Origin of the sequence: Actinoplanes sp. TFC3, assembly GCF_001553785.1 — a bacterium.
In the GTDB taxonomy this organism is placed as follows: domain Bacteria; phylum Actinomycetota; class Actinomycetes; order Mycobacteriales; family Micromonosporaceae; genus Actinoplanes.
On the sequence record NZ_LOJP01000001.1, the window covers coordinates 5,318,347 to 5,340,658 of the forward strand.

At 69.6% G+C, this 22,312-nt stretch carries 20 protein-coding genes and 1 riboswitch; of the genes, 12 read left to right on the forward strand and 8 right to left on the reverse strand.

Going from position 1 to position 22,312, the window contains the following annotated elements; all coding sequences use genetic code 11:
* Nucleotides 1-10: 10 nt before the first annotated feature.
* Complete coding sequence (locus tag TFC3_RS23880) at nt 11-970, forward strand: GNAT family N-acetyltransferase (RefSeq protein ID WP_067504004.1); 960 nt, start codon at nt 11-13, stop codon at nt 968-970.
* A 10-nt stretch (nt 971-980) separates the two neighbouring features.
* Entirely contained in the window at nt 981-1,883 is a 903-nt protein-coding gene (locus TFC3_RS23885) for a TIGR03619 family F420-dependent LLM class oxidoreductase (protein WP_067504007.1), read from the forward strand.
* 53 nt (nt 1,884-1,936) lie between these two features.
* On the opposite strand, the gene TFC3_RS23890 is transcribed toward TFC3_RS23885, so the two are convergent.
* Together TFC3_RS23890 and TFC3_RS23895 are read right to left on the reverse strand one after the other, a co-directional pair.
* Nucleotides 1,937-3,127, reverse strand: coding sequence for a beta-1,3-glucanase family protein (locus TFC3_RS23890; protein ID WP_067504016.1), 1,191 nt, complete (start codon nt 3,125-3,127; stop codon nt 1,937-1,939).
* A 425-nt stretch (nt 3,128-3,552) separates the two neighbouring features.
* A complete protein-coding gene (locus tag TFC3_RS23895; RefSeq protein WP_067504019.1) occupies nt 3,553-3,951 on the reverse strand; it encodes an Hsp20/alpha crystallin family protein in 399 nt (132 codons plus the stop codon).
* Nucleotides 3,952-4,110: 159 nt separating this feature from the next.
* On the opposite strand from TFC3_RS23895, the gene dinB reads away from it, so the two are divergent.
* From dinB to TFC3_RS40530, 3 genes are read left to right on the forward strand one after another with little or no spacing between them, the layout of a single operon-like run.
* A complete protein-coding gene (gene dinB / locus TFC3_RS23900; RefSeq protein ID WP_067507410.1) occupies nt 4,111-5,301 on the forward strand; it encodes a DNA polymerase IV in 1,191 nt (396 codons plus the stop codon).
* A gap of 28 nt (nt 5,302-5,329) precedes the next feature.
* Nucleotides 5,330-6,082: a precorrin-6A synthase (deacetylating) gene (gene cobF, locus TFC3_RS23905; RefSeq protein WP_067504022.1), complete on the forward strand. Its 753-nt coding sequence runs from the start codon at nt 5,330-5,332 to the stop codon at nt 6,080-6,082.
* Nucleotides 6,083-6,091: 9 nt separating this feature from the next.
* Entirely contained in the window at nt 6,092-6,340 is a 249-nt protein-coding gene (locus tag TFC3_RS40530; RefSeq protein WP_067504026.1) for a hypothetical protein, read from the forward strand.
* A gap of 345 nt (nt 6,341-6,685) precedes the next feature.
* Here the strand turns inward: TFC3_RS40530 and TFC3_RS23915 are convergent, their stop codons facing one another.
* Nucleotides 6,686-7,273 carry a helix-turn-helix domain-containing protein gene (locus tag TFC3_RS23915; RefSeq protein ID WP_067504029.1) on the reverse strand — a complete coding sequence of 196 codons (588 nt, stop codon included), beginning with the start codon at nt 7,271-7,273 and terminating at the stop codon, nt 6,686-6,688.
* A gap of 66 nt (nt 7,274-7,339) precedes the next feature.
* On the opposite strand from TFC3_RS23915, the gene TFC3_RS23920 reads away from it, so the two are divergent.
* Nucleotides 7,340-8,311, forward strand: a complete 972-nt coding sequence (locus TFC3_RS23920; RefSeq protein WP_067504032.1) for an NAD(P)/FAD-dependent oxidoreductase — start codon at nt 7,340-7,342, stop codon at nt 8,309-8,311.
* Here TFC3_RS23920 and cobN read toward each other — a convergent pair.
* On the reverse strand, nt 8,272-11,817 hold the full coding sequence (gene cobN, locus TFC3_RS23925; RefSeq protein WP_067504035.1) for a cobaltochelatase subunit CobN: 3,546 nt from the start codon (nt 11,815-11,817) through the stop codon (nt 8,272-8,274). The genes TFC3_RS23920 and cobN overlap by 40 nt on opposite strands.
* A 51-nt stretch (nt 11,818-11,868) precedes the next feature.
* A riboswitch (cobalamin riboswitch) is annotated at nt 11,869-11,951 on the reverse strand.
* 128 nt (nt 11,952-12,079) lie between these two features.
* Between cobN and TFC3_RS23930 the strand changes: the two genes are divergently transcribed.
* Genes TFC3_RS23930 through TFC3_RS23940 form a run of 3 tightly spaced genes read left to right on the forward strand, consistent with a single transcriptional unit; the run spans nt 12,080 to nt 15,484 of the window.
* Entirely contained in the window at nt 12,080-13,351 is a 1,272-nt protein-coding gene (locus TFC3_RS23930; RefSeq protein WP_236718280.1) for a nitrite/sulfite reductase, read from the forward strand.
* Between the two features lies 1 nt (nt 13,352).
* The gene (locus tag TFC3_RS23935; RefSeq protein ID WP_067504042.1) at nt 13,353-13,970 is read left to right on the forward strand and encodes a precorrin-8X methylmutase; all 618 of its coding nucleotides are present in this window, start codon (nt 13,353-13,355) and stop codon (nt 13,968-13,970) included.
* Nucleotides 13,971-13,972: 2 nt separating this feature from the next.
* Nucleotides 13,973-15,484 (forward strand): precorrin-2 C(20)-methyltransferase, encoded by a 1,512-nt coding sequence (locus TFC3_RS23940; RefSeq protein ID WP_067504045.1) that lies wholly within the window; start codon nt 13,973-13,975, stop codon nt 15,482-15,484.
* Between the two features lie 2 nt (nt 15,485-15,486).
* Here the strand turns inward: TFC3_RS23940 and TFC3_RS23945 are convergent, their stop codons facing one another.
* The gene (locus TFC3_RS23945; protein WP_067504048.1) at nt 15,487-16,173 is read right to left on the reverse strand and encodes a Tat pathway signal sequence domain protein; all 687 of its coding nucleotides are present in this window, start codon (nt 16,171-16,173) and stop codon (nt 15,487-15,489) included.
* Nucleotides 16,174-16,475: 302 nt separating this feature from the next.
* On the opposite strand from TFC3_RS23945, the gene TFC3_RS23950 reads away from it, so the two are divergent.
* Both TFC3_RS23950 and TFC3_RS38820 read left to right on the forward strand, forming a co-directional pair.
* Complete coding sequence (locus tag TFC3_RS23950; RefSeq protein ID WP_067504051.1) at nt 16,476-17,126, forward strand: DUF6230 family protein; 651 nt, start codon at nt 16,476-16,478, stop codon at nt 17,124-17,126.
* Nucleotides 17,127-17,128: 2 nt separating this feature from the next.
* Nucleotides 17,129-17,830: a DUF6114 domain-containing protein gene (locus tag TFC3_RS38820; protein ID WP_067504055.1), complete on the forward strand. Its 702-nt coding sequence runs from the start codon at nt 17,129-17,131 to the stop codon at nt 17,828-17,830.
* Here TFC3_RS38820 and TFC3_RS23960 read toward each other — a convergent pair.
* From TFC3_RS23960 to TFC3_RS23970, 3 genes are read right to left on the reverse strand one after another with little or no spacing between them, the layout of a single operon-like run.
* Nucleotides 17,762-18,574: a cobalt-precorrin-6A reductase gene (locus TFC3_RS23960; RefSeq protein ID WP_082772261.1), complete on the reverse strand. Its 813-nt coding sequence runs from the start codon at nt 18,572-18,574 to the stop codon at nt 17,762-17,764. The genes TFC3_RS38820 and TFC3_RS23960 overlap by 69 nt on opposite strands.
* Nucleotides 18,562-19,305 (reverse strand): precorrin-4 C(11)-methyltransferase, encoded by a 744-nt coding sequence (gene cobM, locus TFC3_RS23965; RefSeq protein WP_067504065.1) that lies wholly within the window; start codon nt 19,303-19,305, stop codon nt 18,562-18,564. Before cobM ends, TFC3_RS23960 begins: the two co-directional genes overlap by 13 nt.
* Nucleotides 19,302-20,513: a bifunctional cobalt-precorrin-7 (C(5))-methyltransferase/cobalt-precorrin-6B (C(15))-methyltransferase gene (locus TFC3_RS23970; protein WP_067507416.1), complete on the reverse strand. Its 1,212-nt coding sequence runs from the start codon at nt 20,511-20,513 to the stop codon at nt 19,302-19,304. Before TFC3_RS23970 ends, cobM begins: the two co-directional genes overlap by 4 nt.
* Before the next feature lie 288 nt (nt 20,514-20,801).
* Here TFC3_RS23970 and TFC3_RS23975 point away from each other — a divergent pair, with 288 nt between their 5' ends.
* Complete coding sequence (locus TFC3_RS23975; protein WP_067504067.1) at nt 20,802-22,307, forward strand: ferric reductase-like transmembrane domain-containing protein; 1,506 nt, start codon at nt 20,802-20,804, stop codon at nt 22,305-22,307.
* Nucleotides 22,308-22,312: the final 5 nt, after the last annotated feature.

Below are 22,312 nucleotides of genomic sequence, written 5' to 3' on the forward strand. Positions count from 1 at the left end.
AGGTTCTGGCATGGCTCTGCTGCTTGAGGACATGAGCGATGCCAACTTCGCCCGGCGCCGGCCCGGATTGATCGCCGATACGGCCGCCGCGATGGTTCGCGCCGAGGGTCGCCACCAGCAGGAAGCCGAAGTGGAGGCCGAACGCAGCGTCGCCGGGCAGTTGCCGCAGGGCCCCCGCACGCCCGGTCAGTTGCTGCGCAGGGCTGTGGTCGATGGGCGCGAGGTCGGTTGGGTCTGGGTGTCGCTGCCTGGCTCGATGATGCCCTCGATGGCGTGGATCTCGGATCTGGTGGTGGATCCCGAGCATCGCCGCCAGGGGCACGGCACCGCCATCATCGCCGAGGTGGAACGCGACCTCATCGAGCGAGGCCTGCCCCGCGTGGGGCTGAACGTGTTCGGTGGCAACGATCCGGCCCGGCAGCTTTACGCCCGGCAGGGCTACGGGATCATCAACCAGCAGCGGGCGCGGGCGCTGACCGGCATCCCGCCGGCCGCGGGCATCGAGCTGGTGCCCATGCGCGACTTCGACCGGCGCATGACCGCTTTGATCGAGGACTACGCCGGCGATTTGCAAGAAGAGCAAGGCCTATCCAGGTACGAAGCCACGTCCACCGCCCACCGCCAGGCCCGCGAATGGCTCCCCGACGGCACCGCGACCGAGGGTGCCATCCTGCGCACGGTATGGGCCGGCGGCAACGAGGTCGGCTGGGTGTGGGCCGGTCTGCCCTCGCGTCCGCGCCCCGGGATGGGCTGGCTGCACAACATCGAGATCGACGAGCCGCACCGCTCGCGGGGCTACGGCAGCCTGGTGATCGCCGCGATGCAGCGCGAATTCCAGCACCGCGGGCTGCGTAGCATGGGGCTCAACGTGCACGGCTGCAACGTGCGCGCGCAGGCCCTCTACGATCGGCTCGGTTTCGAGTTGCTCGCGCAGCAGATGGCCAAGGATCTGCCCGCGCTGCAGGAGTAGGTTGCGGGGCATGCTGATCAGCTGTGCGTGCCCGGTGTCCGGAGCGTGGGCGAGCCCGATGTCGGTGACCGGTTTTGCGATGCGAGCCGAGGAGCTGGGCTATCACGGGTTGTGGGCGTTCCAGCGGCTTCTGGCCGGCGTGGAGCAGAACCTCACGCCGGAATACCGCAGCGTGCTCGATCCGCTGCTGGCGCTGACCTACGCGGCTGCGCGCACGACGTCGATCCGGCTGGGCGTGGCGGTGATCAATTTGCCGTACCTGTCCCCGGCCTATCTGGCCAAGCAGGCGAGCACGCTTGATGTGTTGTCCGGTGGGCGCTTCGACTTGGGGCTGGGAACCGGCTGGTCCGACGTCGAGTTCGCGGCGACCAATTCCGATCCTCGGCCGCGCGGTCGACGTACCGAGGAATATCTTGCGGCTTTGTCATCGCTTTTCAATGATCGCGTGGCAGCTTTTGATGGGGAGTTCTACACCGTTCCACCGAGCACCATGGCCCCCGCACCCGTGCAAGCCGGTGGCCCGCCGATTCTGCTCGGGGGCACCGCCGATATCGCGTTGCGCCGGGCCGGACGCCTCGCCGCGGGCTGGGTGAGCAGCAGCCGGGCCACGCTTGAGGACATCAACCGCGGCACCCAGATCGTGCGCCGCGCCGCCGAGGAAGCCGGGCGCGATCCCGACGCCGTGCGCATCGTCGTGCGGGGCGTGGTCAAAGCCGGACTGCGCGACGACACCGTTCCCTTGTCCGGCACCTGGGAGCAGATCAAGGCCGGAGCGCAACGGTACGCCGAAGCTGGCGTCACCGAATTGTTCTACGACCTCAACTGGGACCCGGCCATCGGTAGCCCGCAGGCCGACCCGCGCGCCGCCGGCGAACGCGCCGAGCAGATCATGACCGCGCTTGCCCCGAACTGACGAACAAAAAGGCGCGGGAAACCAAGTGATCTCCCGCGCCTCAAAGGTATTGCTTACTGGAACGGTGTGAGGGTGATGCCGATCGAGGTCGGGTCACCGCTGTGCACCAGCGACTCCTGGTTGGCCACGTCGTCGAAGGCGAACGCGTAGGCCTTGCCGTCCACCATGTTCTCGTGGATCAGCTTCGCGTACTCGTTCGTCGGGTCGTGCTTGTAGAACGTCGACGCATCGGTGCTGGGCTCCTCGGCCTGCGAGCCGAGCGTGGTGCGCTGCAGCGCCGCGCACAGGCTGCGGGCGATCGGCCCGACCACCAGGTCGTTCGGGGCAGCCAGGTTGCCGTCACAGCCCCACACGTTCGAGGTCGTCGGCTTGGTGATCGACGCGACCTGCGCGCCCGAGCTGTCGGTGAAGTTCATCACCGCTCCGGAGGTACGGCCGGAGAACACCTTGCCGGGCTGGTCGGCGAACGGCTTGACGGTCAGCGGGGTGTCGGCGTACGCGGCCCACGCCTCGTCGATGTAGCCGGCCAGGTAGTTCGGGTCGAAGCCACCGGCGTCGGCCCCCTTGCCGGGCGCGAGCACCCGCAGCACAGTGCCGTCCTCGCGGGTCTGCACCAGCTTGGCGAAGTCGGCGTCGCCCTTGAGCCCGTCGATGACCGCGTCACGGCCACCTGGCTTGAGTTCACCGGTGGTCAGCGTCTGCCCATCGCCACCGGTCGTGCTCACCTTGTGCGGCACACCGAACATGTCGACCTGCGAGCTGTTGAGGAACACGCCCGAGTCGTTGTAGGTGAACTCGCTCCAGTCGAACAGGATGTTGCTGTTGGCGTCGCCGGCTGCCCACGGCGCCGGCTGCACCAGGCCGTTGTTTTCGGCAATCTTGAAGTCGAGCTTGTCGCCGAACGCCATGTACATGCGCCCGGACAGCCCCCTGGGCACCTCGATGGTCTTGCTGGCGCCGTTCGCGGGCCCGTCGATCGACACGTCGGGCGCCGGCACCGGCGGGTTGGCGCCACCGGACCAGGCGGTGAACGCGCCGGCCTCGTTGACGTAGCCCAGCTTGCCGTTGGTCTCACCGAGCACGTACAGGTGCACGGCTTCGCCGCGGCCGGAGTTGTTGGTGACGGTCAGCGGAAGCAGGTCGGGCAGGGTTGCCGCCGAGGCGTCGGGGATGACCGCGACGGCGGCGGGCACTGCCACGGCCGCTACCGCGAGACCGAGCAGGGATTTGCGGTTGAGTCGCACAGGCACTCCAGGGTCCGGCCCCAATTCGTGCAGGCCCCGGCGTTCGTAGCTGCCGGCCGTTGCCGACCGGCCCAGCCGGGTAGGGATCCTGCACCGGCCAGGTCGCTTCGGGGCGGACTGGGAAGGGGGATACGCCCTGACCGTGACGCTCCGTTAGAAGAGAGCGCTCTCACACTGTTGTCCGCTCGCTCGCCGATGTCAATCGATGAGCGGGACTCGTAGCACACCATCCAGGGTGTGCCATTCTGCGGCTATCACCCCAGGTCAGCCGCTCTTCCAGGGATATTTCGAGAACTTTCTCCGGCGGCCCCGGCGTCCTCAGGTGACGGCATGGACCGGCTGCGTTGGCGGTCCAGCTTCTGCGGCCCCGGGCCGTCTTCATGCGCGGTCCCGGGCCGTCTTTTGGCGGCCCGGCACGTCTGTGGTCAGGCTGTCGCGACCGCGAACTTGCGCGGCTTGGCCTGCTCGGTGACCGGGATACTGAGGGTGAGCACCCCGTTGTCGTAGCGCGCCTCGAGCCGGTCTGTGTCCAGCGTCTCGGACAGGAAGACCTGCCGGGAAACGGGACCCTGCGGGCGCTCGGCCACCATGTACGTGACGCCCTCGCGCTCGACCCGCTTGCGCTCGGCACGCACGGTCAGGACCTTGCGGTCAACTGAGATGTCGATGCCGGCCGGGTTGACGCCGGGCAGGTCGATGTCGATGAAGAACTGGTCGCCCTCGCGGTAAGCGTCAAGCCGCGCACCCGAGTTGCGGGTCGTGGTGTCGAAGACGCGGGCGGTCAAACGGTCGAACTCGCGAAAGGCATCGTTACACAGCACCATGGGGATCTCCTCCGGTTCCCGAGGTTGAGCGTTGTGCGCTCAAGTCTCATCACCAAGGATGCCTCGGCCAGCATCCGATCATCACCGTGAGCTGCACCACCACCATCGTCGCCGCCATCACAGGAAGCGTAATTCGAACATGTGTGCGAAGATGAGCCGGTGGCTGACCAGGCAACGATCCTGCATGCCGACCTGGACTCGTTCTACGCGTCGGTCGAGCAGCGTGACGATCCCGGGCTGCGGGGGCGCCCGGTTCTCGTCGGCGGCGGGGTCGTCTTGGCGGCCAGCTACGAGGCAAAGGCTTCAGGGGTACGTACACCGATGGGCATCGCTCAGGCCCGGGCGCTCTGTCCGTCGGCAATCCTGGTGCCCCCGCGCATGAAGGCCTACTCGGCGGCCAGCAAGGCCGTGTTCGAGGTGTTCCGCGACACCACGCCGATCGTCGAGCCGCTCTCCATCGACGAGGCGTTCCTGGAGGTCGGCGGGCTGGCTCGGATCAGCGGCACCCCCGAGAGCATTGCCGCCCGGCTGCGCGCCGAGGTGCGGACCCGGGCCGGGCTGCCGATCACCGTCGGGGTGGCGCGCACCAAGTTCCTCGCCAAGGTAGCCAGCGCGGTCGGCAAGCCGGACGGGCTGCTCGTCGTGCCGCCCGGCGAGGAACTGGCCTTTCTGCACCCGCTGCCCATCGAGCGGCTCTGGGGCGTCGGCCCGGTAACCGCGGGCAAGCTGCGCGAACGTCAGATCCACACAGTCGGCCACGTGGCCCGCCTCGGCGAAGCGGCGCTGGTCACCCTGCTCGGCGTCCACGCCGGCCGGCATCTGCACGCCCTGGCCCACAACCGCGACTCCCGGCGCGTGAAGGCCGGCCACCGCCGCGGCTCGATCGGCTCGCAATGCGCGCTGGGCCGGCGACCTCGGCCCTTCGAGGAGATCGACGCAACCCTGGCCGCCCTGGTGGACCGCGTTACCCGGCGCATGCGCTCGGCGGGGCGGGCCGGGCGCACGGTGACGCTGCGGCTGCGCTTCGGCGACTTCACCCGGGCCACCCGCTCCCGCAGCCTGCTCAAGGCGACCATGCAGACCCGGGCGATCCTGGACACCGCGCGCACCCTGCTGTGGACGGCCCGGCCACTGATCGAGGAAAGGGGGATAACGCTGGTCGGCGTGGCGGTGGGCAACCTCGACAGCGATGGAGGTGTCCAGCTCGAACTGCCGTTCCAGGACCCGCACGACGATGGGCTCGACACCGCGCTTGACGCCGTACGGGATCGATTCGGTTCGGCTTCGGTGACCCGCGCGGCGACGCTGGGACGTGACCTGGGTCCATCGGTGCCCCTCCTGCCGGATTGAGCAGCGGGCCACCTGAAAGACTGCTGGCGTGCGGAAGATCTATGTCATCGGGATCGGGGCCGGCGACCCGGACCACCTCACCCTGCAGGCGGCGAAGGCGATCGGGCGCACCGACGTGTTCTTCCTGCTCGACAAGGGCGAGGTCAAGGAGAGCATGATCGAGCTGCGCCGGCGCGTGCTCAAGGCCTATGGCAAGCCGAGCCGCCGGATAGCCGAGGGCCGCGATCCCGACCGCGACCGCACGCCCAAGGACTACGAGGGCACGATAGCCGACTGGCGGCACCGGCGTTCCGAGGTCACCGAGGCGCTCATCCGCGAGCACCTGCTGGAGGACGAGACCGGTGCGTTCCTGGTGTGGGGCGACCCGTCGCTCTACGACTCGACGATGGCGATCCTCGAGGAGATCCTGACCCGCGGTGACACGGCGTTCGAGTACGAGGTCGTGCCCGGGATCAGCAGCATCTCGGCGTTGGCGGCCAAACACCGCATCGGCGTCAACCGGGTCGGCCAGCCGTTCCAGGTGACCACCGGCCGCCGCCTGGCCGAACAGTGGCCGGACAAGGTCGACGACGTGATCGTGATGCTCGACGCCGGTCAGACCTTCGGCGAGGTCGAGGCCAGGAACGTGGACATTTACTGGGGTGCCTACATCGGCACGCCGGACGAGCTGTTGATCTCGGGACCGTTGCAGGAAGTGGCCGACGAGATCCGCCGGGTCCGAGCCGAAGCCCGCGAACGCCACGGCTGGATCATGGACACATACCTGCTGCGCCGCCGTTAGCATCGTGCGATGCTCATCGATGGCTTCGCCGTGGCGCTGAAGCGGCTGGGGTGGTTCAGCGACCCGACCTGGACGCATGGTCAGCTTGTGCAACGCGCCCTCTCCGGCCTCAACCGGGCGGAACTGGCGCGGTACGGGTTTGCGAGCAGCGCGCACCTGCGCGCCGGCATCCAAGCGCCACGCTTTGGGCGTACCCCCTGGAGATCTTCCCTGCTGTCACCGACGATGACGTCCGCGCGGCCGCCAGGGCCGAGCTGATCGAGTATCGGGGCTGGGCGGCGCGGCGGCCGGGTTCTGGCTCGACCCCGAGCTTGCCGAGGTGGGGCTGACGTCGATGGCTCGCGGACGGCACGCGCTGGCGCACGGCACGCTGCTCACCAAGACGCAGGCGATCCGGCAAGTCCACGCTCCGGCGTGGCTGATCGACCAGCTCGCGGCACGCCGGCGCGGGGAGGCTGTCGCTTCGCCGCGTTTGCGTACTGCACTGGTGGCCCGGCGCGACGCCCGCCGGACGGTCAAGCAGGCCCGTCAGGCTCAGGTTTGTTTCGCGGGGAATGTCCGGGCTGCGGCGGGTGCTCGTCCTCCCCCTTCCTCTTCGACCCCTCAGGCGTCCACTTCGGACTGGCTCGGCCGCACCCGAAGATGCGCACGTTCCCCCTGCCGGCCGAAGAGGCTGAGGACCTCGACCGGTTGCTCATCCGCGCAGCCGAACCAGTGGGGCGTTCGGGTATCGAATTCTGCAGCCTCCCCTGGGTGGAGGGTCAAATCCTGATCGCCCAGGATCAGGCGGAGGCGGCCGTTGAGGATGTAGATCCAGTCGTAGCCCTCGTGGGTCTGCGGGTCGATGCCGTCGCGGAGGCCGGGCGAAATGATCATCTTGAAGGCTTGGATGCCGCCGGGGCGCCGGGTCAGCGGCAGGACCGTCATGCCGTGCAGGTTGGCCGGGCGCAGGTGCACGCGGGGGTCGCCGGTGGGTGGGGCGCCGACCATTTCGTCGAGCGTGACGCCGTAGGCCTGGGCCAGCGGCAGCATCAGCTCGAGGGTCGGTTTGCGGCTGCCCGACTCGAGCCGGGACAGCGTGCTCACCGAGATGCCGGTCTGCGCGGACAGGTCGGCCAGCGTGATGTCGCGCCGGTGCCGTAAAGCGCGCAGCCGCGGACCGACTGCGTCCAGTGCTTGATCGAGATCCATGCTCTCACTTTGCCATATCAGCAAGGTTCCTTGCCGCGAGCGCAGTGGGCGCGCATCGTTTGACGCATGACAGAAGTAGTGATCATCGGCGGTGGAGCCGCCGGCTTGAACGGGGCCTTGATGCTGGCCCGATCCCGGCGCTCGGTGGTGGTGATCGACGCGGGCCAGCCGCGGAACGCACCGGCCGCTGGGGTGCACGGTTTGCTGGGCCGCGAGGGCATGCCGCCGGCCGAGCTGCTGGCCCGGGGAAGAGCGGAAGTCGAGATGTACGGCGGAACCATTCGCCCCGGCACCGTGGATCACGTGACGCGCGACGGCGATGGGTTTGTGGTGGCGCTCGGTGACGGAACCTCGCTGCGAGCCCGGCGCATTCTGGTGGCCAGCGGCCTGGTGGATGAGCTGCCGGACGTACCCGGCCTGCGCGAGCGTTGGGGCAAGGACGTGTTGCACTGCCCGTACTGCCACGGCTGGGAAGCCCGGGACAAGGCGATCGGCGTGCTGGCCACCAGCCCGATGTCGATGCACCAGGCGCTGCTGTTCCGCCAGCTCAGCGACGACATCACATTGTTTACGCACACGTGCACGCCGGCGGAGACCGCGGCGCTCGTGGCGGATGAGAAGCTCGCCGCGCTGGGGATAAGGGTCGTCGCAGGCAAGGTAGCGGAGATAGTCACCGAAGCAGCCGACCGGCTGACCGGGGTGCGGCTGGAGGACGGCACCCTGGTCAGCCGGGACGTTGTCACGGTGGCGGCCCGGATGGTTCCGCGCGTCGGGTTCCTCGCCGGGCTGGGGATCAAGCCCATCGAGCACCCGTCCGGCATGGGCGATTACGTTCCTGCCGACCCGACCGGGCTGACCGAGGTGGCCGGGGTGTGGATCGCCGGCAACGCCACCGACCTGGCCGCTCAGGTCGGGTCGGCCGCCGCGGCGGGGGCGCTTGCGGGTGCCCGGATCAACGCCGACCTGGTTGAGGAGGACACCGCGGCTGCGGTGCGCCGTTACTCGTCGCCCTCCAAGTCGCCTTCGGTTTCCAGGTAGATCTGCTGGAGCGCGGCCAGCGTGTCCGGGTCGGGAGCTTCCCACAGCTTGCGGTCGGCCGCTTCGAGCAGGCGCTCGGTGATGCCGTGCAGCGCCCACGGGTTGGACTGGGTCATGAACTTCTGGTTCTCCGGGTCCAGCACGTAGCTGGCCGCAAGCTGCTCGTACATCCAGTCGGCGACCACGCCGGCGGTGGCGTCGTAGCCGAAGAGGTAATCGACGGTGGCGGCGAGCTCGAAGGCACCCTTGTAGCCGTGGCGCTGCATGGCCGCGATCCAGCGGGGGTTGACGACCCGGGCGCGGAAGATGCGGGCGGTCTCCTCGGTGAGGCTGCGGGTCCGCGCCGCGTCCGGGTTGGTGGAGTCGCCGATGTACGCGGCCGGCGCGCGCCCGGTCAGCGCTCGCACGGTGGCGATCATGCCGCCGTGGTACTGGAAGTAGTCGTCGGAGTCGGCGATGTCGTGCTCGCGGGTGTCGATGTTCTTCGCGGCGACCTCGATGCGCTTGTACGCGGTCTCCATGTCGCCGCGCGCCTCGACGCCGTCCAGACCCCGGCCGTACGCGAAGCCGCCCCACACCGCGTAGACCTCGGCCAGGTCGGCATCGCCGCGCCAGTTGCGGCTGTCGATCAGCGGGAGGATGCCGGCACCGTAGGCACCCGGGCGCGACCCGAAGATCCGGGTGGTGGCCTGCCGCCAGGACTTGCCCGAGCCGGCGTCCGCGCTCGCGTGGGCCCGCACGAAGTTCTGCTCCGGCGTTTCCTGCAGCCCGGCAACCAGCGCGACGGCATCGTCTAGCAGGGCAACCACGTGCGGGAATGCGTCGCGGAAGAAGCCGGAGATGCGCACGGTCACGTCGATGCGCGGGCGGCCCAGCTCGTCCAGCGTGATCGGCTCGATGCCGGTGACCCGCCGCGAGGCCGGGTCCCAGATCGGGCGCACGCCCAGCAGCGCCAGGATCTCCGCGATGTCATCGCCAGCGGTGCGCATCGCGCTGGTGCCCCACGCCGACAGCCCGACCGATTTCGGCCAGTCGCCGTAGTCCTCGCGATACCGCTTGAGCAGCGACTCGGCCATGGCCTGACCGGTCTCCCAGGCCAGCGTGCTCGGGATCGCCTTGGGGTCGACGGAGTAGAAGTTGCGACCGGTCGGCAGCACGTTGATCAGCCCGCGCAACGGCGAACCGCTCGGCCCGGCCGGCACGTAGCCGCCGTCGAGGGCGTGCAGGACGTTGGTCAGCTCGTCGGTGGTCTTCGCCAGCCTCGGTACGACCTCGGTCGCCGCGAACGCCAGGATCTTCTTCACCTGCTCGTCGGCCGTGATATCGGGCACCTCGGCCGGCCAGCCCGCCTCCTCCATCGCGGTGACCAGCGCGCGGGCCTGCGCCTCGACCGCGTCGGTTTCGGCGGTGGACGCATCCTCGGACAGCCCCAGCGCCTCGCGCAGACCCGGCAGCGCGGCCACCTGACCGGCCCACATCTGGCGGGCCCGCAGCATTGCCAGGACCAGGTTGATCCGTGCTTCACCGGTCGGGGCGGCGCCGAGCACGTGCAGCCCGTCGCGGATCTGCACGTCCTTGACCTCGCACAGCCAGCCGTCGACGTGCAGGATGAACTCGTCGAACTCCTCGTCGCCGGGCCGGCTCTCCAGCCCCAGGTCGTGGTCCATCTTGGCGGCCTGGATGAGGGTCCAGATCTGCGCGCGGATCGCGGGCAGCTTCGCCGGGTCGAGCGCGGCGATGTTCGCGTGCTCGTCGAGCAGTTGCTCGAGGCGGGCGATGTCGCCATATGACTCGGCGCGAGCCATCGGCGGGATCAGGTGGTCGACCAGCGTGGCGTGGGCGCGGCGCTTGGCCTGGGTGCCCTCGCCCGGGTCGTTGACCAGGAACGGGTAGATCAGCGGCAGGTTGCCCAGCGCCGCGTCGGTGCCGTCGGAGCCGGACATGCCCACGTTCTTGCCGGGCAGCCATTCCAGGTTGCCGTGCTTGCCCACGTGCACCACGGCGTGGGCGCCGAAGTCATCGGCCAGCCAGCGGTAGGCGGCCAGGTAGTGGTGGCTCGGGGGCAGGTCGGGGTCGTGGTAGATGGCCACCGGGTTGGCCCCGAACCCGCGCGGCGGCTGCACCATGACCACGGTGTTCTCGTCGCGCAGCGCGGCCAGCACGATGTCGGTGCCGTCGACATAGAGCTCACCCGGCGGCGGACCCCAGTGCCGGGTGACCCCGTCGCGCAGATCCTCGGGCAGGGTCGCGAACCAGGCGGCGTACTTGTCGCCGTTGATGCGCACCGGGTTGCCGGCCAGTTGTTCCTCGGTCAGCCAGTCCGGGTCCTGGCCGCCCGCGGCGATCAGCGCGTGGATGAGCGCGTCGCCGTCCTGCTCGGCCACGCCCGGGAACTCGCCGATGCGGTAGCCGCGTTCCTTCATCGCTGCGAGCAGCCGGACCGTGGAGACCGGGGTGTCCAGGCCAACCGCGTTGCCGATCCGCGAGTGCTTCGTCGGGTAGGCCGAGAGCATGACCACCACGCGGCGCTCGGCCGGCGGAATGTGGCGCAGCCGCGCGTGGGCGACGGCGATGCCGGCGACGCGGCCGGCGCGTTCGAGGTCGGGAACGTACACGGAAAGGCCATCGGGGTCGATCTCCTTGAAGGAGAACGGGACGGTGATGATGCGCCCGTCGAACTCGGGGATGGCGACCTGGGTGGCGGCGTCCAGCGGGGAGAGCCCGTCGTCGCTGGCCTCCCAGGCCTCCCGGCTGCTGGTCAGGCACAACCCCTGCAGGATCGGCACGTCGAGATCCGCGAGCACCCCGACATCCCACGCTTCGTCGTCGCCGCCGGCACTGACCGTGGCGGGCTTGGTGCCGCCGGCCGCGAGGACGGTGACGACGAGGGCGTCGGCCTTGCGCAACTCGGCCAGAAGGTCAGCCGAAGCCGTACGCAGGGAAGCGGTGTAAATCGGCAGCGCCCGCGCACCTTCCGCCTCGACCGCCAGGCACAGCGCCTCGATGAAATGGGTGTTCCCCGCCATGTGGTGCGCGCGGTAGTAGAGGATCGCGACGGTCGGTCCGGTCGTGGCGGCGCTTTCCCGCTCCAGCACGCCCCACTCGGGAGCGGGCGTCGGCGCAGCGAACCCGTTGCCGGTCAGCAGGATCGTGTCGGACAGGAAGTCGAAGAGCGCACCCAGGTTTTCCGCCCCGCCATAGGCGAGGTAGGCGTGCGCCTCACCAGCCACGCCGGCCGGCACGGTCGACAGCTTCATCAGGTCGGCGTCGGGCATCTGCTCGCCGCCGAGCACCACCACCGGGACCGGCCCGGCCAGCAGCGCGTCAAGCCCTTCCTCCCAGGCCCGGCGCCCGCCCAGGATGCGCACGACGATGAGGTCGACGCCGTCGGTCAGGGCGGGCAGATCGTCGAGCCCAACGCGGGCGGGATTGCCCAGCCGCCATTCGCGGCCGCTCGCACGAGCGCTGAGCAGATCGGTGTCAGACGTCGACAGCAGCAGAAACACGGCTCTCCCCTCGGGGTCCGCGCCCCGGGTCGAAGGAACAACGGCGACTTGGAGTTCCTGACTGCCGGGCTGCGTGGCTTTCGCCGTGCCCGTTCACAGTGGCGGGACCGCGCCGGATTCGCACCGGCTTCCTCCGCGGCGTCGCCGCTCGCAGACCCCCACTCTGCCGACCCGGCGCCTCCGAAGTCAACGTGAGCCGCCGGGTGTGACGATGGCGACCGGCGGGCGGAAAGTGTCGGGGGCGGTCCGTAGTATCCGGGCCGTGTCATCATCCGACCTCGTCCGCTTGCCGGCCGGTTCCCCGAACCGAGCCGGCGCTGACGCGTGCCCAGGGGCGCTGAAGCTGCACGAGGCTGCCGACGGGCCGCTGGCCAGGGTGCGCATTCCGGGCGGCCGGATCACGGGGGCGCAGCTCAGGGCGCTGCGCGAGCTGGCCGAGGAGTGGGGCGACGGGCACATCGAGCTGACCAGCCGCGCCAACCTGCAGCTGCGAGCGTTGCGCGGGGCCCCGGCAGTGCAGCTTGCGGCCCGGTTGGGGGCCGCCGGGTTACTGCCGTCAGAAACCCATGAGCTGGTACGTAACATCGCCGCGTCACCGCTGCTCCCCGAGCCCCGGGTGGTCGCTGAGCTGGACGCGGCGTTGTGCGCGGATCCGGTGCTGGCGGCATTGCCGGGGCGGTTCCTGTTCGCCATCGACTCCGGCGCGGGCGATGTCGCCTTCTCGGCTGATGTCGCAGCGTTGCCACTCACCAGGCGCGAGGTCTCTGGCGCGAAGTCCGATCCGGGGCTGTCTGCGATCTTGTTCGCGGGGCGCGACAGTGGGCTGCGAGCCGGGGCCGATCTCATCGTTCCGGCGCTCATAGCCGCAGCTCACGCGTTCCTCAACCTTGCCGGTGAGGAGGCTGCGGCCAGCGGCCGGCGTGCGTGGCGGCTGCGGGAGATCACCGATGGGCCGCTGCGGGCGGCGAGGCTCGTCGCGGGCACGCTCGGCACGACGCTCAGCGAAGGCGGGGATCCGACGCTGGTGCGGCCCGGTGTTCGGGAACCTGTCGGTGTGGTCGCGCAGGGTGACGGGCGGGTTGCCGTGGGGGCGCTGGTGCCGCTCGGGCGACTTGTGGACGTACAGATGAAGGCCCTGGAGTCCGCTTTTGATCTGGTCGTCACGCCGTGGCGCGGGGTCGTTGTGCCGGACTTGTCGCCGGCCGAGGCCGACGGGTGGGTGGACCGGCTGACGGCGGCCGGGCTGGAGGTTGCGGCCGGGTCGCGGTGGGCCGGGGTGACTGCTTGTGCGGGGCGGCCGGGGTGTGCGAAGTCGCTGGCAGACGTCCGGCACGATGCCGATGCGGCGACGACGGCCGGCGATGGGTTGCCGGTTCATTGGATCGGTTGCGCGCGAGGATGCGGCAGCCCGGCGGGGCCACATGTACGGGTGGAGGCGACGGGTTCGGGATATGCGGTCGGGTCGCCGCACGGAAGCGGAACGGCCGGCGTCGGGCAGGTGGGCGCGCTGGTGGCAGGGTTGAGGGAAGGCTGAAATGGATTACGTGCGTGACGGGGCGGAGATCTATCGGCGGTCGTTCGCGACCATCCGGTCCGAGGCCGATTTGTCCGGGCTGCCGGCCGATGTGGCGCGGGTCGCTGTGCGCATGATTCACGCGTGCGGCATGGTGGATCTCGCCGGGGACATCGCGTGGAGTCCCGGCGTGGTGACGGCTGCGCGCAAGGCCCTGCTGTCCGGCGCTCCGATCCTGTGCGACGCCGAGATGGTGGCTTCCGGGGTGACGCGTAAACGGCTGCCCGCCGGCAACGAGGTCATCTGCACGCTGCGTGATCCCGCCGTTCCGGGGCTGGCCGCCGAAATCGGTAACACCCGCAGTGCCGCGGCGCTCGACCTGTGGGGCGACCGGTTGGACGGCGCCGTCGTGGCCATCGGCAACGCGCCGACCGCGCTGTTCCGGTTGCTGGAGATGGTGGCGGCCGGGGCGCCTCGACCGGCGGCGGTGCTGGGGATGCCGGTTGGCTTCATCGGCGCCGCGGAATCCAAGGACGCGCTCGTTGAGTCCGATTTGGAATACCTAGTCGTGCGCGGGCGGCGCGGCGGCAGTGCGATCACGGCGGCCGCGGTCAACGCGCTCGCTTCGGAAGAGGAGTGACGGTGGCGGGTCGGCTGTACGGCGTGGGTCTGGGCCCCGGCGATCCCGAGCTCGTCACGGTCAAGGCGGCGCGGCTGATCGCCCAGGCGGACGTGGTCGCCTACCACGCCGCGCGGCACGGACGCTCCAACGCGCGCGCGATCGCGGCCTCCTACCTGCGCGACGGGCAGATCGAGGAGCCGCTGATCTACCCCGTGACCACCGAGACAACCGACCATCCGGGCGGCTACCAGGGCGCGATCGACGAGTTCTACACCGCCAGCGCCGAACGCCTGGCCGCCCACCTCGACGCCGGCCGCGACGTCGTGGTGCTCGCCGAAGGTGACCCGTTCTTCTACGGCTCCTACATGCACATGCACAAACGCCTAGCCGACCGGTACGAAGCCACCGTCGTCCCCGGCGTGACCTCGGTCAGCGCCGCGTCGGCCGTGCTGGGCCGCCCGCTGATGGAACGCGACGAAACCCTGACGGTGCTGCCCGGCACCCTGCCGCCGGACGAGCTGGCCGCCCGCCTGGCCACCACCGACTCGGCCGCGATCATGAAGCTGGGCCGCACGTTCGAAGGTGTCCGCGAGGCCCTCGACCGCGCCGGCCGCCTCGACGACGCCTGGTATGTCGAGCGCGCCACCACCGACCGCCAGCGCTCCGGCCGGGTCGCCGACATCGACCCGGACACCGTGCCGTACTTCTCTTTGGCGCTGCTGCCGAGCCCGGCGGTGACCGCTTTTGTCGCCCCGCAACCGGCTACCCTTTCGCAGGCCACCGGCTCGGTGACGGTTGTCGGGCTGGGGCCGGGTGCCCGCGACTGGCTCACCCCGGAGGCTCAGGCGGCGCTCGCCGAGGCGGACGACCTCGTGGGCTATGGACCGTACGTGGACCGGGTTCCCGCCAACCCCCGCCAGCGCCGGCACTCCTCGGACAACCGGGTCGAGGCGGAACGGGCCGCGTTCGCTCTTGACCTGGCCAAACAGGGCAGGCGCGTGGCCGTGGTGTCCTCCGGCGACCCGGGTGTGTTCGCGATGGCCGCGGCGGTGCTGGAGGTCAGCGGGGATCCGCAGTGGAAGGACGTCCCGGTGCGGGTCGTACCGGGGCTGACCGCGGCGCAGGCGGTGGCGAGCCGGGTGGGCGCGCCGCTGGGCCATGACTTCTGCATCATGTCGCTGTCGGACCGCCTCAAGCCCTGGCCGGTGATCGAGTCCCGCCTGGTGGCAGCGGCGGGCGCGGACCTCGTGATCGCCATCTACAACCCGGCGTCCCAGAGTCGCAAGGAGCAGCTGGTACGAGCGCGGCAGCTCCTGCTCGACCACCGCGACCCGCAGACGCCGGTGATCGTGGGCCGCGACGTCGGCGGGCCGCAGGAGACGATCCGGGTGACGACGCTCGCCGAGCTGGACCCGGCGAGCGTCGACATGCGGTGCCTGCTGATCATCGGCTCGACCCAGACGCGGGTGGTGACCCGCGGCGACGGGTCGGTCCAGGTTTTCACCTCACGGTATTACCCCGCGCCGGATTGACGTCAGTTGGTGTAGACCGCCGGGGTGCCCTCGGCGGTGGTGTCGAGGACCGGGGCGTAGCGGGCGGTGAAGTACCCGTTCGCCGGGCAGGTCACCGGACCCGAGGACTTGGCGAACGCCTGGTTGGCGAACGCGATGGAGTTGTCGTCGTTGGCTGAGACGCCGGTGATGGCGTTGCCGTTGGCGCGGTAGACGCAGGTCACCGAGCCAAGGATCGTACCCAGGTTCAGCGTGGTCTGGATCGGCGCCGCATCGGTGCCAGAGACCGTGACCGTTCCCGTGATGCTCTCCACAGTGGTCGTGAACGGCAAGTTGTTCACCGTCACGCTGTTGACGCGGGTGACGCCGAGAATGTTGGCGGTGCACGAGGCGAACGTGTGCGCCGTCGCCGACTCGGTTGCCACGCCCGGCGCGACCGGGTTGTCGACAACCGTGGCGGTGAACGCCGACTGGGCGCACTTGATCCCGGTGGTGCCGCCCGAGGTGGTGGCGAAGTCGGCAGTGGTGCCGGTGGCGACCGCTGCGTTCAGCACATCGCCAACGGCAACTGCGGTGCCACCCGCAGAGCCGGCGGTCAGGACGTTCGAGGCGGGCAGCGGGTCGTCGTCCGCGGAGGCCGGTGCTCCGATCAGGCCCACGGACAGGGCGGTGAGGGCAGAGATCACAAACATGCTTCGGTACGCGCGCATGGCTTCTCCTTGCGAGGCTTTCGCTTGCGAGGCTTCTTCTGCGAGTGGAAAGCGGAAAGCGCGACCGGGCTGCGTTGCGGGCAGCCGGGTGCTGGGCGCTCGGCGACATTGACGCTCAGCTCGTCGGTTTATAGACCCGATTCCGACGTAACGTCAAGGTAGCAAATACTTAACATTGCAGCCCTGGTAATCCAACCCGCCTTGGTCTTGACCCACCTGCTACCGAGCGGTAACTTCGCCGGACCGACATTGACGCACGGCAATTGATCAGCAAGCCAACCGTGTCAATCCAGGAGCGGCAGATGACAACAACCAATGATCCACCCGAGGTGGCCCCGCTGGATCGCGGCGGAGTCCGGTGGAAGCGTTTCGGCGGGATGCTGGCGCTGACTACGGCGCTGACCGCGGGCTTGGTCGCGCTCACCGCCCAGGGCGTCCTAGCAGCGAACTTCTCCATCTCCGGCATGCCGTTCACGGTCACCGCGACCCAGCTGCACGGCGACGGATTCGAGCAGTTCGCCACGCTGGACCACATGATCGAGAACAGTCCGAACGAGAATGACACCGGCGGCCAGGTCGTGGTCATTGTGTCGGCGATCGACAAGGCCCAGTTGACCAAGCTGTGCCAGAGCGTGTCGCTCGGCGGCAAATTCCTGACCATCACCGCCGGCGACGGAGCCACCCCGGTCAAGGCCGACAGCCTGGTTGTCGACTCGGATCTGATTGCCGGTGACGCCGATTTCAAGAACATCGACATCGGCCAGGACTCCAGCACATTCGACGAAGTAAACGACCGCAGAAACGGCGGTAAGATCAAAGGCGGCGAAGGCGTCTTCGGCCAGCAAGCGCAAACCGTGGACATCGCCAACCTGAGGCAGAACAACTACGCCACCACCGCGGCCAAGTTCACGCTGCCACACCTGCGCATGTCGTTCACCGACGACGGCTGCTGACCATGAGCGGGCGGACGTGGTCCTTCGCACGCTGGCGGCACGCCCGCCCGTTCTGGGGCGCCCTGCTCATCACCCTGTCCGGCGCCGAAATCCTGGCCACGGTCAAGGCGCCCCTCCCGGTGATCGTGCACGTCGGCATGCAAGGGCTGGCGGGCATGCTGGTGCCGCTGCTCCTGCTGCTCTGCGGGATCTTGCTGCTGATCAACCCGGAGCAGCGGCTGTTCTACTCGCTCGTGGCCACCGTGCTGACCCTTGCCTCGTGGATCACTTCGAACTTGGGCGGCTTCTTTGTTGGGCTGCTGCTGGGGTTGGTGGGCAGCGCGCTGGCGTTCGCCTGGTCGCCGTCGAAGGTGCGCGGGGGCGGCGGCCGCAAGCGGCGCGAGGATGACGGCCACACGCGGGCCGGGGGCGGCGGCCGCGTGCCGGCACACGCTGGCGAGGTGAGTAGGTCGCTGGAACCGATTGAGGCGGAAGGACGCCTGGACTCGGCCGCGGTGCACGCCCCCGAGGCAGGCACACGCGTCGACCTGGCTGCAGCGGACACCTCCGAGCTAGAGGCGCGCGTGTATCAAGCCCCGGAGCCCGCGGCCGAGGCGGCGACAGATGCGGAACCGGTTGCGGGGCGGACGGCGCGGTCAGGTCAGGCTGTTGAGCCAGATGATGGCCTCCTCGACGGTCGGGGCGGTCGGCACGGACTTCGGTAGTGGTGGGCGGTCGACCAGGATGACCGGTACTGCTTCGGCGCGGGCGGCATCGAGTTTTGCGGTGTCGCCTCCGCTGTTCTTGGTGACCAGGACGTCGACGCGGTGGCGGCGGAGCAGGTCGCGTTCGCCGTCGATGGTGAACGGGCCACGGTCGAGCAGGATCTCGAGCCGGGGCGGCACGGGTGGGGCCGGGGCTTCGACCGAGCGGGACAGGAACCAGCAGGTGTCCAGCTCCGCGAACGCCGCGATGCTCTGCCGGCCGGTGGTCAGGAACACGCGCTCCCCGATCGAGGGCACCAGCGCCGCTGCCGCCGGAACCGACTCGACCCGGTGCCACACGTCCCCGGTCTGCGCGGTCCAGCCTGGACGCCGCAGGATCAGCAGTGGCAGCCCGGTCGCCTCGGCCGCCGCGACGGCGTGAGATGTCATCGTGGCGGCAAAGGGGTGGGTCGCGTCCACCAGGGCATCGATGCGTTGCTCATGCAGGTAGCGCTTCAGCCCGTCCACGCCGCCGAATCCGCCGATGCGAACCTCGCCGCGAGGCAGCAGCGGCGCCGAAGTCCGTCCCGCAAGAGAGCTGACCACCTCCACACCGCGACCTGAATCCCCATCGGCGAAAGCCCCACCATCGAGGGCCTCACGAGCGAGACCCGCGCGAGCAGCCGGCCCCTCCCCCGCAACCCGATCGGCGAGCGCCCGCGCTTCGGTGGTGCCGCCCAGGAGCAGGATCCTCAGGGGCGGCATCGGTCGGCCGAGTACAGGTGGCTGTCGGGGAACTGGGATGCCGTCAGGGCGGCGCCGACCACGATGACCGCCGTGCGTTTGATGCCTGCCTCCCGGACCTTGGGGGCGATGTCGGCCAGGGTGCCGCGTACGATCTGCTCGTCCTCGCGGCTGGCTCGGGCTACCACCGCCACCGGGCAGGCTTCGCCGTAGTTGGGCACCAGCTCGGCAACGACTGCCTCGATGCGCTGGACGGCCAGGTGCAGCACCATGGTGGCGCGGCTGGCGCCGAGGGTGGCGAGGTTTTCGCCGGGTGGCATGGCGGTGGCTCGTTCAGCGGTGCGGGTCAGGATCACCGTCTGCGCGACCTCGGGCACTGTGAACTCGCGCGCGAGCGATGCCGCGGCTGCCGCGAATGCGGGTACGCCGGGGACCACCTCGTAGGGCACGCCGGCCTCGTCCAAGCGGCGCATCTGCTCGGCCACCGCGCTGAACACAGAGGGGTCTCCGGAGTGCAGGCGGGCCACGTCCTGACCTGCTGCCGTCGCCTTGACCAGCTCGGTGATGATCTGGTCCAGGTTGAGGTCGGCGGTATCCACCAGCCGGGCGTCCGGTGGGCACACCTCCAGCAGTTCGCGGGGCACGAGGCTGCCCGCATACAGGCAGACGGGTGCCGCGGCGAGGATACGCTGGCCTCGTACCGTGATGAGGTCCGCAGCCCCGGGGCCTGCTCCGATGAAGTGAACCGTCATGGCTTGACCACCGCCCAGATCGTGACTGGCATCATCGCTCGCCATCCCGTGAATCCGCCGATCGGCGACGCGCGACTGACCGCGAGGCGGGTCAGCTCGCCACCGAGCTTGGCATACCAGGCCGCGAGCACCGCTTCCGATTCAAGCGTGACCGCGTTGGCGACCAGCCGTCCGCCTGCCGGCAACGCGTCCCACGCCGCTTCGAGGACGCCCTCGCGCGTTACTCCGCCGCCGATGAAGACCACGTCGGGCGTGGGCAAGCCGGTAAGGGCGGCGGGTGCACGGCCTTGCACAACCTTGATCTCCGGTACGCCCAAAGCCCGCGCGTTCCCCTCGATCCGCCCGGCCCGGGTCGCATCGGACTCGATGGCAACCGCCCGGCACGCGGAGTGCGAGCGCATCCACTCGATCGCGATGCTGCCCGAGCCCGCCCCGATGTCCCAGAGAATCTCGCCGGGCTGGGGGCCGAGCAGCGCCAGGGTGACAGCTCGAACTTCGCGCTTCGTGAGTTGGCCGTCGGTGTCGAATGCGTCATCCGGCAACCCTGGCACGCGGGGCCGGGCAGCGCCTCCTCGTCCACACTGGATGCCGATCACGTTGAGTGATCCACACCCGGTGACCTGGATCGTGTCGGCGGCCCCCGTGACGAGCGTCTCATTTTCCGAACCGAGCTGTCCGAGAATGGTCATCGTGGCGCTTCCGTAGCCTCTGGCCTGCAAAAGCGCTGCCACCTGGGCGGGAGTGCCCGCATCGCGGCCGAGCACGAGGATGCGGCGATTTGGGTGGATTAGCGGATGGAGCTCAGCTACCGGCGCCGTCACTACGCTGAGTAAATCCACGTCCGCCAACGGCCATCCGAGCCGGGCGGCCGCCAGCGAGACCGATGACGGATGCGGGAGGATCGTCACGTCGTTCACGAAGCGCTGAAGGGTGGCACCGACGCCGTGGAACATGGGGTCACCGCTGGCCACCACGGCCACGCGACGGTCCCGGTGAGCGTCGAGCAGACCGGGCAGCGCGGGAAGCATCGGGGAGGGCCAGGCGACACGGTCGCCAGGCACTTCGCCGGCGGGAAGGAGATCGAGTTGACGCTCGCTACCGAAGATCACGTCCGCGGCGGACAGGGCCGCCCGGGCCGTACCGGAAAGTCCGCTCCAGCCGTCGGCGCCGATGCCGACCACGGTCAGCCGGGCGGGGTTGTCAGTCACCACGTGACGTTAGCTGTCCGACGGCTCGCGTTCGCCCGCCGCACCCCGGAGATCGATAGCTTTCGCTGCATGAAGCACGGACTGCCCGGGACAGGCGCCATCATCTGGACTTTCCGGTCAGCGGGCTGATCGAAAAGATCATCTCCGGCAACGAGTTTTTCGCGGCTTCGTTGAGCCTTCCCGCAGCGGCTCGCGTATCACCACCCGACGGCCACCCGAGACTGGTCGTCACGCCGGCCGCTGGGGGGTGGCCGACGCCGCAGACGAACTGGCGAGCAGGTGTGGCGGATGGTTTTCCAAACCTTCGAGGATCAGCGAGCCGCCCGGGACTCCTGGGGCGACGGCGGGAGCTTCTGGGACGAGCCGGAGCTCAACCGCAACGTGCCCCGCGGCGACATCGTCGTGGAGTCACCGGACAACCCTTCCGGCTGGCAGGGCAGCGGTCCGGCGATCGCCACCGATGACCGGCCGCCCGCCGAGGCGACCTCGGGTAACCGCCTGTTCACGGTGCTGCTGTTCTTCGCCGGCCTGGCCACGAGCCTGGCGCTCTGGCTGTTCGAGACCGAGGCCGGTGCGGTCAGCGACACGCCGGCCCTGATGATGGCGGTCGGGCGCCTCACCGGGCTCGCCGGCGGGTATGTGCTGTTCATCCAGCTACTGATGATGAGCCGGGTCTCGTTCCTCGAGGAGTGGGTCGGCGCTCGCGACCTGCTGCGCTGGCACCGGTGGCTGGGCACGTCCCTGGTGCTGCTGGTGGGCGCGCACGTCGTGTTCATCGTGTACGGCTACGCGCTCACCGCCGGGACCGGCGTGGTCGATCAGGGCTGGACCATGATCACCACGTTCCCGGACATGATCAAGGCAACGATCGCCACCGGTCTGCTGGTGTTCATCAGCCTGATCTCGATCCGGACGCTGCGCAACAAGCTGAACTACGAGCTCTGGCACCTGATCCACCTGACCGGCTACCTCGTGTTGCTGCTGGGCTACGGCCACCAGGTCGTGATGGGCGCCAACCTGTCCGGCCGGTTCGCCGACGTCTTCTGGCCCGGTCTGGGCGCCCTCGTCATCGCCGCGCTGGTCTGGGGCCGGATCGTCGAGCCGCTCTGGCTGAACACGCGCCACCGCTTCGAGGTCGCCGAGGTGGTCGCCGAGGGCGCCAACACGTTCTCGATCTACATCGACGGGCGCAACCTCGACCGGCTCCCCGCCCAGGCGGGGCAGTTCATGCGCTGGCGGTTCTTCACCCGCAACGGCTGGTGGCAGTCGCACCCCTTCTCGCTGTCCGCCGCGCCGAACCCGCAATGGCTGCGCCTGACGGTCACCGCGGTCGGCGGTCACACAAGCCTGCTGGGTCAGATGCATCCAGGCACCAAGATCTGGGCGGAAGGACCTTTCGGTACGTTCACGGCCCAGCGCCGGACCCGCCGCCGGGCACTGCTCATCGCCGGTGGCAGTGGCATCGCCCCCATCCGCGCGCTGCTCGAGGACATGCCGCCGGACACCATCGTCATCTACCGCGCCAGCCGGCCCGATGAGCTGGTGTTCCGCGAGGAACTCGAGGACCTGGCCGAGCGCCGCGACGCCTGGGTGCGCTACATCGTCGGCTCCCGCACCGACCCCGGCCCGCGGCGGCTGTTCACCTCGGAGGGCCTGCTCGGGCTGGTCCCCGACGTCAACCGCCGCGACGTTTACCTGTGCGGCCCGCCCGGCCTGGTCGGCACGGCCGTGCAGACGCTGCGGGAACTCGACGTACCCGACAGTCAGATGCACCTCGACCCCTTCGAATTCTGAGTCTG

Bases quoted from the DNA above. Each gene is read 5' to 3' on its own strand.
- TFC3_RS23880 (WP_067504004.1), top strand. From the start codon at position 11: ATGGCTCTGCTGCTTGAGGACATGAGCGATGCCAACTTCGCCCGGCGC.
- TFC3_RS23885 (WP_067504007.1), top strand. From the start codon at position 981: ATGCTGATCAGCTGTGCGTGCCCGGTGTCCGGAGCGTGGGCGAGCCCG.
- TFC3_RS23895 (WP_067504019.1), bottom strand. From the start codon at position 3,951: ATGGTGCTGTGTAACGATGCCTTTCGCGAGTTCGACCGTTTGACCGCC.
- TFC3_RS40530 (WP_067504026.1), top strand. From the start codon at position 6,092: ATGCTCATCGATGGCTTCGCCGTGGCGCTGAAGCGGCTGGGGTGGTTC.
- TFC3_RS23915 (WP_067504029.1), bottom strand. From the start codon at position 7,273: ATGGATCTCGATCAAGCACTGGACGCAGTCGGTCCGCGGCTGCGCGCT.
- TFC3_RS23920 (WP_067504032.1), top strand. From the start codon at position 7,340: ATGACAGAAGTAGTGATCATCGGCGGTGGAGCCGCCGGCTTGAACGGG.
- TFC3_RS23935 (WP_067504042.1), top strand. From the start codon at position 13,353: ATGGATTACGTGCGTGACGGGGCGGAGATCTATCGGCGGTCGTTCGCG.
- TFC3_RS23945 (WP_067504048.1), bottom strand. From the start codon at position 16,173: ATGCGCGCGTACCGAAGCATGTTTGTGATCTCTGCCCTCACCGCCCTG.
- TFC3_RS23950 (WP_067504051.1), top strand. From the start codon at position 16,476: ATGACAACAACCAATGATCCACCCGAGGTGGCCCCGCTGGATCGCGGC.
- TFC3_RS38820 (WP_067504055.1), top strand. From the start codon at position 17,129: ATGAGCGGGCGGACGTGGTCCTTCGCACGCTGGCGGCACGCCCGCCCG.
- TFC3_RS23960 (WP_082772261.1), bottom strand. From the start codon at position 18,574: ATGCCGCCCCTGAGGATCCTGCTCCTGGGCGGCACCACCGAAGCGCGG.
- cobM (WP_067504065.1), bottom strand. From the start codon at position 19,305: ATGACGGTTCACTTCATCGGAGCAGGCCCCGGGGCTGCGGACCTCATC.
- TFC3_RS23975 (WP_067504067.1), top strand. From the start codon at position 20,802: ATGGTTTTCCAAACCTTCGAGGATCAGCGAGCCGCCCGGGACTCCTGG.